This window comes from Arthrobacter sp. AG258, from assembly GCF_004364695.1.
GTDB lineage: Bacteria > Actinomycetota > Actinomycetes > Actinomycetales > Micrococcaceae > Arthrobacter.
The window spans coordinates 210,944-225,493 of the sequence record NZ_SOBI01000004.1 but is presented as its reverse complement, the minus strand read 5'-3'; the positions used below and the strand labels follow the sequence as shown (position 1 = coordinate 225,493).

16 protein-coding genes are annotated in these 14,550 nt (G+C 65.2%); 9 read left to right on the top strand and 7 right to left on the bottom strand.

Features of this window, described 5'->3' with window-relative positions; translation table 11 throughout:
• Positions 1 to 78: 78 nt before the first annotated feature.
• Positions 79 to 867, bottom strand: coding sequence for a cytochrome c (locus tag DFO47_RS10260; protein ID WP_018761369.1), 789 nt, complete (start codon positions 865 to 867; stop codon positions 79 to 81).
• 86 nt (positions 868 to 953) lie between these two features.
• Positions 954 to 1,592 (bottom strand): heme-copper oxidase subunit III, encoded by a 639-nt coding sequence (locus DFO47_RS10255; protein ID WP_196803315.1) that lies wholly within the window; start codon positions 1,590 to 1,592, stop codon positions 954 to 956.
• A 148-nt stretch (positions 1,593 to 1,740) separates the two neighbouring features.
• Between DFO47_RS10255 and trpD the strand changes: the two genes are divergently transcribed.
• On the top strand, positions 1,741 to 2,796 hold the full coding sequence (gene trpD, locus DFO47_RS10250; RefSeq protein ID WP_133831569.1) for an anthranilate phosphoribosyltransferase: 1,056 nt from the start codon (positions 1,741 to 1,743) through the stop codon (positions 2,794 to 2,796).
• Positions 2,797 to 2,802: 6 nt separating this feature from the next.
• On the opposite strand, the gene DFO47_RS10245 is transcribed toward trpD, so the two are convergent.
• Entirely contained in the window at positions 2,803 to 3,084 is a 282-nt protein-coding gene (locus tag DFO47_RS10245) for an Lrp/AsnC ligand binding domain-containing protein (protein WP_018761366.1), read from the bottom strand.
• Positions 3,085 to 3,213: 129 nt separating this feature from the next.
• Positions 3,214 to 3,615 carry a DUF3054 domain-containing protein gene (locus tag DFO47_RS10240; RefSeq protein ID WP_166651705.1) on the bottom strand — a complete coding sequence of 134 codons (402 nt, stop codon included), beginning with the start codon at positions 3,613 to 3,615 and terminating at the stop codon, positions 3,214 to 3,216.
• A gap of 995 nt (positions 3,616 to 4,610) precedes the next feature.
• Here DFO47_RS10240 and DFO47_RS10235 point away from each other — a divergent pair.
• The 3 genes from DFO47_RS10235 to DFO47_RS10225 are packed head-to-tail and all read left to right on the top strand — an operon-like array spanning position 4,611 to position 7,669.
• The gene (locus DFO47_RS10235) at positions 4,611 to 5,810 is read left to right on the top strand and encodes a type III polyketide synthase (RefSeq protein WP_133831568.1); all 1,200 of its coding nucleotides are present in this window, start codon (positions 4,611 to 4,613) and stop codon (positions 5,808 to 5,810) included.
• A gap of 13 nt (positions 5,811 to 5,823) precedes the next feature.
• Entirely contained in the window at positions 5,824 to 6,519 is a 696-nt protein-coding gene (locus DFO47_RS10230) for a class I SAM-dependent methyltransferase (RefSeq protein ID WP_133831567.1), read from the top strand.
• Positions 6,512 to 7,669, top strand: coding sequence for an NAD(P)/FAD-dependent oxidoreductase (locus tag DFO47_RS10225; protein WP_133831566.1), 1,158 nt, complete (start codon positions 6,512 to 6,514; stop codon positions 7,667 to 7,669). The genes DFO47_RS10230 and DFO47_RS10225 overlap by 8 nt, the downstream gene beginning before the upstream one ends.
• A 23-nt stretch (positions 7,670 to 7,692) precedes the next feature.
• On the opposite strand, the gene DFO47_RS10220 is transcribed toward DFO47_RS10225, so the two are convergent.
• The gene (locus DFO47_RS10220; protein ID WP_018761361.1) at positions 7,693 to 8,103 is read right to left on the bottom strand and encodes a nuclear transport factor 2 family protein; all 411 of its coding nucleotides are present in this window, start codon (positions 8,101 to 8,103) and stop codon (positions 7,693 to 7,695) included.
• Positions 8,104 to 8,156: 53 nt separating this feature from the next.
• On the opposite strand from DFO47_RS10220, the gene DFO47_RS10215 reads away from it, so the two are divergent.
• From DFO47_RS10215 to DFO47_RS10195, 5 genes are all read left to right on the top strand, one after another.
• Positions 8,157 to 8,837: a peptide deformylase gene (locus DFO47_RS10215; RefSeq protein ID WP_133831565.1), complete on the top strand. Its 681-nt coding sequence runs from the start codon at positions 8,157 to 8,159 to the stop codon at positions 8,835 to 8,837.
• 68 nt (positions 8,838 to 8,905) lie between these two features.
• A complete protein-coding gene (locus DFO47_RS10210) occupies positions 8,906 to 9,787 on the top strand; it encodes a putative RNA methyltransferase (protein WP_018761359.1) in 882 nt (293 codons plus the stop codon).
• A 128-nt stretch (positions 9,788 to 9,915) separates the two neighbouring features.
• A complete protein-coding gene (locus tag DFO47_RS10205; RefSeq protein ID WP_018761358.1) occupies positions 9,916 to 10,389 on the top strand; it encodes an NfeD family protein in 474 nt (157 codons plus the stop codon).
• A gap of 22 nt (positions 10,390 to 10,411) precedes the next feature.
• The gene (locus DFO47_RS10200) at positions 10,412 to 11,356 is read left to right on the top strand and encodes an SPFH domain-containing protein (RefSeq protein ID WP_133831564.1); all 945 of its coding nucleotides are present in this window, start codon (positions 10,412 to 10,414) and stop codon (positions 11,354 to 11,356) included.
• Between the two features lie 237 nt (positions 11,357 to 11,593).
• Positions 11,594 to 11,941, top strand: coding sequence for an RNA polymerase-binding protein RbpA (locus tag DFO47_RS10195; RefSeq protein ID WP_018761356.1), 348 nt, complete (start codon positions 11,594 to 11,596; stop codon positions 11,939 to 11,941).
• A gap of 73 nt (positions 11,942 to 12,014) precedes the next feature.
• On the opposite strand, the gene DFO47_RS10190 is transcribed toward DFO47_RS10195, so the two are convergent.
• Together DFO47_RS10190 and DFO47_RS10185 are read right to left on the bottom strand one after the other, a co-directional pair.
• A complete protein-coding gene (locus DFO47_RS10190) occupies positions 12,015 to 12,758 on the bottom strand; it encodes a polyprenol monophosphomannose synthase (RefSeq protein ID WP_133831563.1) in 744 nt (247 codons plus the stop codon).
• Positions 12,759 to 12,853: 95 nt separating this feature from the next.
• A complete protein-coding gene (locus DFO47_RS10185; protein ID WP_133831562.1) occupies positions 12,854 to 14,503 on the bottom strand; it encodes an amidohydrolase family protein in 1,650 nt (549 codons plus the stop codon).
• Positions 14,504 to 14,550: the final 47 nt, after the last annotated feature.

Below are 14,550 nucleotides of genomic sequence, written 5' to 3'. Positions count from 1 at the left end.
GTCCCGGCAGTTGCCGGGTTAGTTTCTAATTTCAAGCTGCTGACAGGGCAGCAGAAGTTTTGTGTGTCCTGCGGGACGTCAGGAAGTCCTGGAGGTCAGCCAGATGGTGAAGGCGATGATGACGCCGAGACCGGCAACCCACACGAACAGGCCTTCAGCTACCGGGCCAAGGGATCCCAGGTCGGCTCCGCCCGGGGATCCGGTGGACTCGATCTGCTTCAGGAAGGTGATGATGTCCTTCTTGCCCTCGGGGGTGATGTTGGCGTCGTTGAACACCGGCATGTTCTGCGGGCCCGTGACCATGGCCTCGTAGATGTGCTTGCCGGTTACGTCGGCAAGAGCAGGAGCAAACTTGCCGCGGGTCAGCGCACCGCCGGCGGCGGCGGCGTTGTGGCACATGGCGCAGTTGGTGCGGAACAGCTCTCCACCGGCAGCAGCGTCGCCGCCGCCGTTTGTCAGCTCGTCTGCAGGAATTGCCGGGCCGGCTCCCAGGGAAGCGACATAGGCTGCAAGCTGTGAGGTCTGCTGCTCGTTGAACTGGACAGGCTTCTTCATCGCCTGGGGTCCGTTCATCTGCATCGGCATGCGGCCGGTGCCAACCTGGAAGTCAACAGCTGCGGCGCCGACGCCCACCAGCGAGGGACCATCCTTGGAACCGCTGGCACCCATGCCGTGGCAGGTGGCGCAGTTCGCCGCGAAAAGCTTGCCGCCCTCTTCGACGTCGCTTGCGCTTGCCGTGGTGGTGCTCGCCTTGGCCTCGTTCATGCTGGTGGCCACGGCATAGAGCCCACCAGTGATGAGGAGCCCCATCAGGAGCAGCGCTATTGCTGCAAGTGGGTGACGCCGCTTTTGTGAGAGTGCCTTCACGTGGTGGTTCCTTTATTCGATCCTGCGCCGGCTCCGGGAGCCGCTACCTGAAATTCTGCCTCTTGTAGAAAAAGAATCAAAGCTGGCTACTTGAGTACGTAGATGACCAGGAAGAGGCCGATCCACACGACGTCAACGAAGTGCCAGTAGTAAGAGGTGACGATTGCGGACGTTGCTTCGAAATGTCCGAACTTCTTCGCGGCGAAGGACCGGCCCATGATGAGCAGGAAGGCAATCAGGCCGCCAATGACGTGCAGCCCGTGGAAGCCGGTGGTCATGTAGAAGGCAGAGCCGTAAGCGTTGGAGGAGAGCGAGACGTGCTCGGAAACCAGCATTGCGTACTCGGTGGTCTGGCCGGCAACGAAGAACGCGCCCATCAGGAACGTCAGGGTGAACCATTCGTTCATTCCCCAGCGGGCGAACTGCAGGGCTCCGCCGGCGCGGCGGGGTTGCAGCCGTTCGGCGGCGAACACGCCCATCTGGCAAGTGAAGGAACTGGCCACGAGGACGATCGTGTTGACGAGCGCAAAGGGGAAGTTGAGCTTGGCTGTCTCTTCCGCCCACATCTGACCGCTCGTTGAGCGCAGCGTGAAGTACATGGCAAAGAGACCGGCGAAGAACATCAACTCGCTGGACAGCCACACTACGGTTCCGACAGAAACCATATTGGGGCGGTTCAGCGTGGGGTGCGCCGGGGTACTGGGGGCATGGGTCGCAGATGTCACATAGACATTATGTCTGCAAAAGTCCGTGCTGCCCAACGCAAACCGCCTTTTCGGGGGACTTTTTCTACAAAGACGCGAATTCGCCCCGAAAAGTTCCGGCCGACGTTCATATTGGTCAGCGCGCACCATCGCTCGATAGCATCAGCAGGTGACTTCACAGGCATCTGCAGCGTCCGGCAACACCTGGCCCCGGCTCATCTCGGCGCTGATCAAGGGCGCCGATCTTACGGCCGACAACACGTCGTGGGCCATGGACACCATCATGTCCGGCGAAGCGACGCCAACCCAGATCGCCGGTTTCCTCGTGGCACTCAGCGCCAAGGGGGAGACAGTGGCCGAGCTCTCCGGCCTGGTGGAAGCCATGCTGGCCCACGCCAAGCCGGTGGCAATCTCCGGGGAGAAGCTCGATATCGTCGGCACCGGTGGTGACCAACTCAACACTGTCAACATCTCGACGATGGCCGCCCTGGTAGCGGCGGGTGCCGGCGCCAAGGTCGTCAAGCACGGCAACCGGGCGGCGTCGTCGTCGTCCGGCTCTGCCGATGTGCTGGAGGCGCTCGGTGTCCGCCTTGACCTGCCTATCGACCGGGTGGCACGCAATGCGGAGGAAGCCGGCATCACGTTCTGCTTTGCCCAGGTCTTCCACCCCTCCTTCCGGCACACCGCCGTTCCCCGGCGCGAGCTGGCGATTCCCACCGCGTTCAACTTCCTGGGGCCTCTGACGAACCCCGCCAACGTACAGGCGTCGGCCGTCGGCGTTGCCAACGCAAGGATGGCGCCCCTCGTGGCCGGCGTCCTGGCGCGGCGGGGGAGCAGGGGATTGGTGTTCCGGGGGAACGACGGCCTCGACGAACTGACGACAACCGGTCCGTCGACCGTGTGGGAAATCCGCGACGGTGCCGTCAGCGAGCTCCGTTTCTCACCTGAAGACCTGGGCATCAGCCTGGCCACCGTGGAACAACTGCGCGGGGGAGACGCCATTGCAAATGCCGGTGTGGTCCGGGATGTGCTCTCCGGGAAGCCAGGTCCGGCCCGGGACGCGGTCCTGGTCAACGCGGCCGCCGGCCTGGTCGCCTTCGATCTCGACGCAAGTGGTCCGTTCCTGGAACGTATGCAGGCGGCTTTCGTACGGGCGGCGGACTCAATCGATTCCGGTGCAGCCGCTGCGGTGCTGGACCGCTGGGTTTCGCTGTCCCGCGCCTAGGTCCGCTTACTGTTCGAAGCCAAGCGAGAATGCGGCGTCCAAGTCGTGCTGCGAGTAGGCGCGGAAGGCAATATGCGTGGTGGTGTGGACCACTGCTGGCACCTTGGAGAGCTTGTCAGCGATGACGTCTGCCAGGTCCTCGTGCCTTGGCACCCTCGCCACGGCGATAAGGTCCCATTCCCCGGTGACGGAGTACACCTCGCTGATGCCCTCAATGGCCGATATTTCCTCGGCCGTCTCCGGAATGCGTGCGGCGTCAGTCTTGATCAGAACAAATGCGGTGACCACGTTTGAACCCCTTCAATCAGTTCCGCCGCGGCTAAGCCCGGCAGCTGTTTCTCTGCTGCCAGCCTATTACACGGGCGGGCATCTTCCGGATGCCTTCCAGGCTGGGGATTTCCCCGTTGAGCTGAGGCTTCACCTGCGACGCAGGCGTACCACGCCGGCAAGCAGCAGCCGGTAGCCCACCAGGAAAACTGCCAAGGCCAATGTGGCCACGATGATGAAGGGGAGGACCACGGTCTGGGCGGTCAGCGCCCGGAGGACCATTCCACCAACCAGGCTGCCAACCCATACGGGAACTCCTGCACGGAGTGCTGACAGTGGATTCCTCCATGCCCGTGCGGCCATCCAGCCGGCGGCTGCGCCGGCAAGGAATGGCCACGCTGTGAGCAAGACACCCAGGACCGGTTCTTCCCGGTGGTGGGCATCGCGTCCAATTGCCGCAAATGCCAGGATGAGGATGAGGTCAGTCGCGGCGGCAAGGATAACGGTTCGCGCCACAACTGTTGGTGCAGGCTTCGTCTTGAGGGAATCCATGGCTTTCACTCTAGCTGTCCGGGGCAGCATGAGCGGCTGCCGGGCTGGTAGGCAGGGCCAGGGGAGTGGGGTGGTCAGGGTGCCTCCGGAAGGGGGTCGCCGGCAGGCGCTCGGCGCACCTTGCGGACAAGCCAGCTCGCCTCCCAGCTGAGCTGGTACCCGGCGTCACCATCCCACTCAACGAGGACGTCTGTGACTGTATATGCGATGGCGATGGCCCGCAGTGACCGGACCTTAACCGGGGCCGGCCGCAGTAGCAGGATCGGACGTCCCGGAGCCCGCTTCAGGGCTTCCCCCCGCAAATGGCTATGACACGCCTGCCCGTTCGCGGGGCAGGCTGGGCAATGTTGAAGGCAGGCAAATTCTCGCATCGGGCGTCCTGGGAAACGTAGGGGTGTGGGGCGCCGGCGCCAGCTTCATGAAAAGGGCGGCATCCGAGAAACCGCTCCACCGTGTGGCCCGCAGCAGGCCTTTGGGCTTGCCGCCATGTGCAACAGGATAGGACCGCAAAGAGCCGCCGCACACTGGTCGCAGCTACCTATTTGCTGCAATGGGGGGTGTTGTCTCTTCGAAGCAGTTATGGGGGCATGCAGTAATGTCGGCAGGGATCGACGTCACTCCCTGCATCCGGAGAGATAGTGAACAAACCGTTATGGATCTGCACGCTGGTCGGGGCCGCTATGGGATTCAGCCTGGGCCTGGCCCTGTTTCAGAGCCCTTTCTGGGGTTGCGCTGTGGGGCTCGCGCTCGGAGGCGTGGTTGGGGCCTCCATACGCCGGCGCCACTGAGCGTCCGTCAAATTCGGGAGCCGGGAGAGGGCTGCGAAGCGCTCCAGTCCAGGCTCTCCGAAAACGTTACTTTACATAATGTAGATTATCGGCGCTTTGGGAATCTTCGGGAGCGGGGCGGATCCCCAAGGCCCAATCCCGCGAATCGGCTGGTCAATCGGCATGGGGCCCATTGTCTTTGGTGCGGCGCGCGTCAAGAATGAACCAATGACGGCCTACGTGTGTTCCCTGGAAACTGCAGTCCCGACGACCAAGCTGATCCAGTCCGAAGCCCGCGATGTCTTCGCTGCGCAGCCGGGATTGTCGCGTCTGGGATCCCGGCTGGTGAACACCTGCTTTGACGGTGCAGCCATCGAGACACGGTTTACCGCCGTAGAGGAAATGACGAACGCATCCCGCTCGGACAACCCGCAGTTCTACGACCAGGAATCCGGACTCCTGCTGAATCCCAGCACCAAGGTCCGCAACGATATCTTTGCCCGGGAAGCCACGAAGCTTTTCATTGAGGCAGCCCGCGCTGCCCTGGCGGCCGTCCCGGATCTTGGTTTACTTGACATAACTCACCTCATCACTGTTTCATGCACTGGATTCTTCAACCCCGGCCCGGACTATAAGGTGGTCCGGGAGCTGGGGCTGAACCCGGCCGTCCAGCGGTACCACTTGGGCTTCATGGGCTGCTACGCGGCATTTCCCGCATTGCGCGCCGCAAAGTTGTTCTGCGAGGCCGATCCCAAGGCCGTCGTCCTGGTTGTCTGCGCGGAACTGTGTTCCCTGCACGTGCGCACGTCCAACGATCCCGATGCCATCATGGGTTCAGCGCTGTTCGCCGACGGAGCCGCTGCCGCCGTCGTCACGGCCCGGCCCGGAGCCCGCGACACCGCTTTGCTCGCCCTGGACCACTTCGAAACGGTCCTCACCCCTGTCGGCGAAGACTCGATGGCCTGGAACATCGGCGACAACGGGTTCGAAATGGTGCTCGGCAACTACGTGCCCCACATCATCGACGAACACATTGTGGGCGCCCTGGAGCCCCTGCTGGCACGGGAACCGGAACTGGCGGCACTCCCCTACACCTCAATCCCCCACTGGGCCATCCATCCGGGCGGCCGCAGCATCCTGGACAAGGTCGAGTCCCGGCTTGACCTCACGGAGGAGCAGCTGGTGCCCGCCCGCGAAATCCTTCGCAACTACGGGAATATGAGCAGCGCCACGGTGCTTTTCGTCCTCAAGCACATCCTGGAACAACCACTCCGGGACGGAACCGGCGGGGGTGAACGCATTTGTTCCATGGCCTTCGGCCCAGGACTCACCGTGGAAACAGGCCTGTTTACCAAGCTCCGTCAGGCCGTTGCAAGACACGGAAAAACGTCGGATGCGGCCACCGCCGAGGCAGCGGCAGTCGGCTGACCGGGTCCGGGCGATGGATTTCAGGTTGGCCCGCCGCGCTGCTGCTGCCGTCGAGCAGATGGACCGCGCCGACTGTGATGCCCGGCTTTTGGACAACACCTACCGCCAGTTCGGCGTCATCAACAGAGTCTTGTCCGGTTGGCGGGGACTGTACGCGAGGGAGCTTCGGCCCATCGTTCCGCCACAGCCGCGCCCGCTGACCATCCTGGATGTCGGATGCGGCGGCGGCGACCTCGCCGTCATGCTCTCCCGCTGGGCCGCCCGGGACGGGAAGAAGATGCACATCACGGGAATCGACCCGGATCCCCGCGCCGCCCGCTTTGCCCGGCAGCGTGCTGCTGCCTCCGGTGTGGACTTCCGGCAGGCCCACAGCAGCGACCTCGTCCGCGAGAAGGCCCGGTTCGACGTCGTCATTTCCAACCATGTCCTGCACCACCTGTCTCCCGAAGAGCTCCGGCACCTGCTGGCAGATTCGGAAATCCTCGCGGAAAGGACATCGCTGCATAACGACCTCATCCGCAGCCCGGCAGCCTTCGCCCTCTTCAGCGTTGCCGCAATGCCGTTCCGGCACTCCTTCATCCGCGAGGACGGCCTGACCTCCATCCGGCGCAGCTATAAACCCGCTGAATTGTCCGCCGCCGCTCCCCCGGGCTGGTTCGTGGAACGGTCGTCGGCATTCCATCAAGTCCTGACGTGGCGACATGGCTGAGCTGGCTGCCGATGTTGTCATCGCCGGCGGCGGCCCTGTTGGGCTGTTCCTTGCCGGGCTCCTGCTCCAGGAGGGCGTCACCGTCAAGGTGCTGGAACAGCGTACGTCACGGAACCAGCACACCCGGGCCATCGGTATCCACCCGCCGGCGCTGCAGGCACTTAGCCGGATCGGCGTGGTACCAACCCTGGTTCGGGAGGGTGTCCGGATCCGTGAAGGCGTTGCCCTGAGCGGGGGAAGAACAGTCGGCACCATGGCTTTCGGCACCGTGTCCGCCAATTTTCCCTTCGTCCTTGCGCTGCCCCAGTTCAGGACGGAGCAAATCCTGGCGGACCGCGTGCTCGCCTTGGACCCGAACGCCCTGGTCAGGGGCGCAACCGTTACGGGGTTCACTGACGACGGCGCCGGGGTCACCGTAGCGTTCGAGTCCCCGGATCATCCATCGCTCGCGCCGGCGCGGGCCACGGCCGCGCTGCTGGTGGCCGCGGACGGTGCCCGCTCCCGGCTCCGGGGCGCCCTGGGCGTGGCTGCCGCCCGCAGGACGTATCAGGACCATTACCTCATGGGGGATTTCGACGACGACAGCGGACTGGGTGAAAAGGCTGCCCTCTTCCTCGAGCAGCAGGGCATCGTGGAATCGTTCCCGCTCCCGGGCGGAATCCGCCGCTGGGTGGTGCGGCTCGACTGCCCGGCCGGTTCCGCAACGGCCACCGACCTGGCCGGCCTGGTGGGCCGGCGGACCGGAATCGTTCCCGACCCGGCCACCACTTCCATGCTGAGCGCCTTCAGCGTCAGTTCGGCCATCGCCGGCCGTACTGTGGCCGGACGGGTAATCCTGCTGGGCGACGCGGCCCATGAAATCAGCCCTATCGGCGGCCAGGGCATGAACCTGGGCTGGCTTGATGCCGAAGCACTCGCCCCGTTGGTTCTCGAGGCCCTCCCCGGCGGCCCTGCGGACAGCCACTTCAGTGACTTCGAAAGGGCCCGGCGAAGGGCAGCGGTCCGTGCGCGCCGCCAGGCCGAAATCAACATGGCGCTCGGCCGGCCCCTGCCGGCTCCGTTGCTTCGAATCCGTACGGCGGCACTCGGTACTGCCGCCTCCATTCCGGCAGTCAACCGGTGGGCAGCCATGCGGTTCACCATGCAATGAACCAGTGGTGGGCCGGGGCGTGCCTAGCGGAAATAGCAGTCGTAGCTGTCCTGGCTCACAATAAGGCCGTCTTTCACCTCAAAGACGGAGGACGTCCTGGCCCGGATGGTCTCGCCGCGATCCCAGTACCGCAGATCCATCAGCAGGGTGGCCGACCAATCGGCTTCCACGGCCACGCGGCCGCCCTCGCATGTCGTCCGACGGACAACGAACTCCTGGTCCTCCACTACCTGGCGGCTCTGGTCAGCACCGGAAAGCACGCCCTCCAGCGTCCGGGTGGATCCCTCCGGTGCCAGCAGGTGCGGCGCTTCCGTGAGGACAAATCCGTCCGAGAGGAACGGGCGGATTTCAGCGGCGCCACCGCCCGCTTCGAGGACACGGATAAACTCCAGGACACGCGCCAGCGGCGAGCCGTGCGCCAACTCATCAACCATGCAATCGACCCTAGCCGAGGTTTCCGCAGGACGTCCCCCAGTAGGCTGTCATCATGATCCAGAGTGCTGCCCCGACGACTGCCGGACCCGACGAAATCCGTGAGGCCGTGGAGCGGATCCTGTCGACCGGTTCCCTGCCGCCGATCGTCCAGGCCGGCCACCCCGCATTGCGCCAGCAGGCCGCAGAGTTCCACGGCCAACTTTCGGCGGAGCAGCTTGGCCGCCTCATCGAGGTCATGCGCCAGGTCATGCACGAAGCCCCCGGTGTCGGCCTGGCCGCGCCCCAGCTTGGCATCCCGTTGCAACTCGCGGTCCTGGAAGACCTGTACGACGTCGACCCCGACGCCGCAGCGCTGCGGCACCGGAGCCCGCTGGAATTCCTGGCAATCCTCAACCCCCGCTACACCCCGCAAGGGTCCGGGCAGGCAGCGTTCTACGAGGGATGCCTTTCCCTCAACGGGCTGCAGGCCGTGGTGTCGCGGCCGGACACCGTGCTGCTGGACTACCTGACGCCCGACGGCGCGGCGGAGCAGCGCGTGTTTTCCGGCTGGCAGGCCCGCATCGTCCAGCACGAGACGGACCACCTCAACGGCATCCTCTATATCGACCGCGCCCAGCTCCGTTCCCTCAGCAGCAATGCGGAATATGCGGCCCACTGGGCGGAACCGGGCATCGGCAGGGCAAGCACCGGGTTGGGGTTCGACGCCGGCCCCGCGGGAATATCCCTCGGCTGACCTCGGGCGGGCCACCATCTGCCCAGCAACGGGCAGCAGGACGGGCAGGCCACCATAAACTGGTGTCCATGCCATCCGCGGACCTCCCCCTCCTGTGCCCCGTCTGCTCGAATCCGTTGGTACTCCTCGGACCCGGCGCCGGGACGCAACCCCGGCTGGCTTGCGCTGCCGGTCACCACTTTGATGCCGCCCGGCAAGGCTACTTCAACCTGCTGGTTGGCAAGGGAACGTCGTTTGAGGCGGACAGCGCCGCCATGGTGCAGTCCCGCGTCAATTTCCTGGGGAACGGCCATTACCTGCCGCTGGCACGCGCCGTAGCTTCCGCCGTCGTCCCTTATCTCTCGGAAACAGGTGCCGCGGTGCTGGATTCCGGAACCGGAACCGGCCATTACCTCCGCGAGATCCTCGACGCCGCGGACGCTGGCGGGCGGCACGTGGCGGCCATCGGCCTGGATATATCCAAGTTTGCGCTGCGCCGCGCCGCGCGGCTCAACCCGGAAGCCATCAACATGGTCTGCGACATCTGGCAGCCCCTTCCGGTGGCCACCGGCTCGGTGGACGCTGTCACGGTGGTGTTTGCCCCGCGGAACCCGGCCGAATTCGCCCGGGTACTGCGCCCTGCCGGGGCGCTGGTGGTGGTGACTCCCCGGCCCGGCCACCTCGCGGAACTTGCCGCGGTCACCGGGATGCTCGGCATCGAAGAGGGGAAGGATGACCGCCTGGCGGAGGGCATGGCCGGCTATTTCGACCTGGACAGCTCCTCCGACGTCGACATAGCCCTCACGTTGACCCGCGCGGCCGCCGCGGACCTTGCCTTCATGGGACCGGCGGGACACCACCTGGATCCCGGGCACATCGCGGAAAGGCTGGAGAGCCGCCCCGAACCCGTGACGGCCGGCGCACGGTTCAGGCTGATGGTGTTCCGGCCCAGGAAACACGGCGCCGCGTAACGACTTGGCCACTATCCCCGGGCCGGCGCCTGCGTCCGGCGCTCTTGCCCGGTCCCCGGACTAGGATGAAAAGACAGTTGCAGGCGGGTCCGCAGACGCGGCTCCCCCGTGACGAAGGGGGAAACAGGATGTTCGAGTGGCTTGGGGAAAACTGGTGGGCGCTGTGGCTCACGGCGTTCCTGGCGTTTGCCGTGATCGAGATGATCACCCTTGACCTGTTCTTCATCATGCTCGGTGGCGGCGCTCTTGCCGCCCTGGCAGCTGACTTTGCCGGCGCCGAACCCTGGCTCCAGGTGGTGGTCTTTTGCATCGTATCCCTGCTCATGGTCGCGTTCGTGCGGCCGGTGGCACTCTCGCACCTGAAGAAGGGCCCGTCCGAGCAGCGGACCAACGTTGACCGCCTCATCGGCGAACCCGCAATCGTCATGGAGGCCGTGACCTCGGACGGCGGTTTGGTGAAAATCGGCGGCGATATTTGGAGCGCACGCTCCGCGGCGGGAGTTCTTCCCGCAGGCCAGAAAGTGGTCGTCTCGGCCATTGACGGCGCAACAGCAGTGGTTTCGGTGCCGCCGGCGGCGGCCACCGGCCCTGAAACAGCCTGACATTTGGGGGATAAGGAGTTTTATGGAAAACGCAGGCGGAACCGCACTGGCCGTTGTGTTGGTGGTCCTGATCGTGTTCGTCATCATCGTTTTGGTCCGGTCGGTCCGGATCATCCCGCAGGCACGTGCCGGCGTCGTTGAACGCCTGGGCAAATACCAGCGGACGCTCAACCCGGGGCTGACCATCCTGATTCCTTTTGTGGACCGGCTCCTGCCGTTGCTGGACCTGCGCGAACAGGTGGTTTCCTTTCCACCGCAGCCGGTGATCACGGAAGACAACCTGGTGGTGTCCATCGACACGGTGGTCTATTTCCAGGTCACCGATCCACGCGCCGCCACCTATGAGATCGCCAACTACATCCAGGCGGTGGAGCAGCTCACCACGACAACGCTGCGCAATGTGGTGGGCGGGCTTAACCTCGAGGAGGCCCTGACTTCGCGTGACCAGATCAACGGGCAGCTCCGCGGCGTTCTTGATGAGGCGACGGGCCGCTGGGGCATCCGCGTGTCCCGGGTGGAGCTGAAGGCAATCGATCCGCCCCACTCCATCCAGGACTCGATGGAGAAGCAGATGCGTGCCGAACGCGACCGGCGCGCCGCCATTCTTACCGCCGAGGGGACCAAGCAGTCCGCCATCCTTACCGCTGAAGGACAGCGGCAGGCCGCCATCCTCAAGGCCGAGGGCGAGGCCAAAGCCGCCATCCTCCGGGCAGACGGCGAGTCGCAAGCCATCCAGAAGGTCTTCGATGCGATCCACAAGGGAAACCCGGACCAGAAGCTCCTGGCCTACCAGTACCTCCAGACGCTGCCGAAACTGGCCGAAGGCTCGGCAAACAAGCTGTGGATCATCCCCAGTGAAGTCGGTGAGGCCCTGAAGGGAATCGGAAGCGCCTTGGGAGGCAACGCACCTGAACAGGCGGCGAACGGACTGTTCGACGACGTTCCGGCCCAGCGGACCAAGCCCTAACCAGACCCTGAAACAGGGAGGGACCCGCGCCGCGGGCCCCTCCCTGTTTTGGTTCCGGCGGCAAGAAGCCCGTATAATTGTGTATTTGTCCGGCAGGATACCACCAGCTGGAACAACACAGCTTCGCAATGCGTTGAATCCAATGATGCAGCACAGTGCACACAAGAGTCCGGCGGCGCATCGTCACCACCGGCAGTCGCGGAGTTTTCATCCGCGAACCGACCAGAGGGAGAAATCATGAGCGATCGCAGCCTGCGGGGCATGCGCCTTGGTGCGCAGAGCATGGAGACCGAGTCCGGAGTTGAGCCGGCTCCGCGCCAGCGGGTCGAGTACCGTTGCGAGGATGGCGAGCAGGTCTTCGTCACGTTCTCCTCCGAGGCGGAAATTCCTCCGGTATGGGTCTCCAAGACCGGCAAGGAAGCGCTCCTGGTAGACGGCGAAAAGCCGGATACGAGCAACGACAAAGCAGTCCGCACCCACTGGGACATGCTGCTGGAACGCCGGTCCCTTCCTGAGCTGGAACAGATCCTTGAGGACCGCCTCACCATTCTGCGCGAACGCCGTGGAGAGCGCCGCTCCGCTTAGGCCACGCAAAAACGAGGGGGCGTCCCCGCACTTCCAGTGCGGGGACGCCCCCTTTCTTTAACCGTGGTAAGGGCTACGAGTTCGTGTTTTTCACTTTGCCGGCGAGCGTGTTCCAGCGAGCTGCGAGTCCCCACTTGGTGACGTTGATCATGGCTTCCACCACGATGTTGCCGCTCATCTTCGAGGCGCCCAGTTCGCGTTCGACGAAGGTGATGGGGCGTTCTTCGATACGGAGGCCGAGTTTGGCGACGCGCCAGGCGAGGTCCACCTGGAAGCCGTAGCCCACCGAATCCACCTGGTCCAGGTTGAGCTTTTCCAAAGTGCTTCGGCGGAAGGCGCGGTAGCCGCCGGTGACGTCCTTGATCCGGAGGCCGAGCATCAGCCGGGCGTACGTGCTGCCCACACGGGAGATTGCCTGCCGGTACAGCGGCCAGTTGACCACGCTGCCGCCGGGGACCCAGCGCGAGCCCATGGCCAGGTCTGCGCCCTGCTCAATGGCTTTAAGGAGTTGCGGGAGCTGTTCGGGCTGGTGCGAGCCGTCGGCGTCCATTTCGACGAGGACGTCGTAGCCGGCTTCCAGTCCCCACTTGAAACCTGCGATGTAGGCCGCCCCAAGGCCTTCCTTGCCTTTGCGGTGCAGGACGTGGACCTGGGGATCCTCCGCGGCGAAGCCGTCGGCCAGGGTGCCGGTACCGTCGGGGCTGTTGTCATCGACCACCAGTACGTCCGACGCCGGAACAGCCGTCCGCAGGCGCTGGAGCGTCTTGGGCAGCGATTCCAGTTCGTTGTAGGTGGGAATGATCGTAAGGACGCGCACGAAGGGCCTTTCCTGGTGGAAGTGGTCGGAGCACCTGGTGCCGGGCTGGCCGGCGGTGGGCGCAACTACCCATTATAGGGCGGTAGAAACCTGGCTCAGGAACGCAAGGCCGGGCTGGCAAACAGTTCGGCTCCGTCTTTCACGGTTTGGAGGCACACGGGATCCGAACCCGTGTCCAGCGCCGGCAGCAGCGGGGTCCTGGCACGCGGATCCGTGCTCCATGATTGGACCCGACCGTCAGCCACCTGGACCATCAGTTCTTCCACCTCCCATACGGCGAAACTTGCCGGGGCTCCGGGGACGAGTTGCCCGGCCATCGGGTTGGTGTGCCGGGCGGCCCTCCAGCCGGCGCGGGTGTGGCCCAGGAACGCGGCACGTGCGGAAATTCTTTCGCCCTCGTTGTGGTGCTCCACGCACGCGCGGACACTGGACCAAGGACGCAGCGGGGTCACCGGGCTGTCGCTGCCAAAGCAGACTGGGACCCCTGCTGAGTAGAACGAGGCGAACGGATTCATGGACCGGCTCCGCTCCCCCAGTCGTCGCTCATAAAGCCCGCCGGGTCCACCCCAGGCTGCGTCGAACGCCGGTTGGGCGCTCACAGTCACCGAATAGGAAGCCAGTTTTTCGACGGCGGCGGCGTCCACCATTTCAACATGCTCGAAGCGGTGGCCGGCGGCACGCACCCGCTGTGCGCCGACCGCTTGGGCGGCGCGGTCAAGCGCCTCCAGGGCAACGTCCAGCCCGGCGTCTCCAATCACGTGGAAACCGCCTTGGATACCGGCCAGAGAACAGGCGGCCAGATGGGCTGCGGCCTGCTCGACGTCAAGGTACGCAGCGCCGTGCTCGTGGCCGGCGTCGCTGTAACCGGCCCGCAGGGCGGCAGTCCGGGAGCCAATCGATCCGTCAATATTCAGGTCCCCGGCGAGCCCGCGGATGCCACTGCCGAACTGGGCAACGAGGGCGCGGGCCTGCTCCTCGGAAGATACCGCCTCGCCCCAGTACGGCAGGATTTCGGGAACCGGCCGGGCCGATGCATCCTGTGCGTTCCATGCGACGGCGCTCTTGAGATCGTCCAGGCCGCCGATGTGGGGCGCCCCCATCTCGGCGAGGGCGACGTACCCGTTGGCGGCAGCCTCGGCCAGGGCGCGGGCCTGGTGCTGCTTCAGGGCCCCGGCCGGCAGCTTCCGTGTGGCCAGCCGCGCTGCGGCGTGGGCTGCCCGGATGACCCTGGCTCCGCCGTCGAACCCGTCCTGGCCCTGAAGGGCCGCGGACCGGGCAAGCGACGGTGAGACGAGCGCCGAGTGCACGTCAACCCTGGAAAGGTGGACCGGCCGGCCTCCGGCCGCCCGCTCCAATTCGTCCGCCGTGGGCAGCGTGGGGTCGGCCCATGTGGTCTCATCCCAGCCGTGCCCCAACACCGTGCCTTCGCCCTTAGCGCCGGCGACGGCGTCCAGGAGCTCCCGGGCAGACGTTGCTGATCCGAGTTGCAGGGAGTCCAGGGCGATGCCGGTTTCCGTCAGGTGCATGTGCGAGTCCACAAAGCCCGGTGCCACCAGTGCGCCGCGGAGGTCGATGACCTCCATCGAGCTGTCGGCGATGGACGCAGCCGCCTGTTCAGAACCAACCCAGGCGACGGTGTCGCCATCCACCAGCATGGCTGTCGCGAATGGGTCCGCAGCGGTGTAGACGGATCCGTTGCGGTACAGGACCGGAGCGGGGCGGGACGTGGCAGCGGGATTGGGCATGGTGGGCAGGACTCCTGGGGTGTGAACAGGCCGGCGCCGGCCGGCGG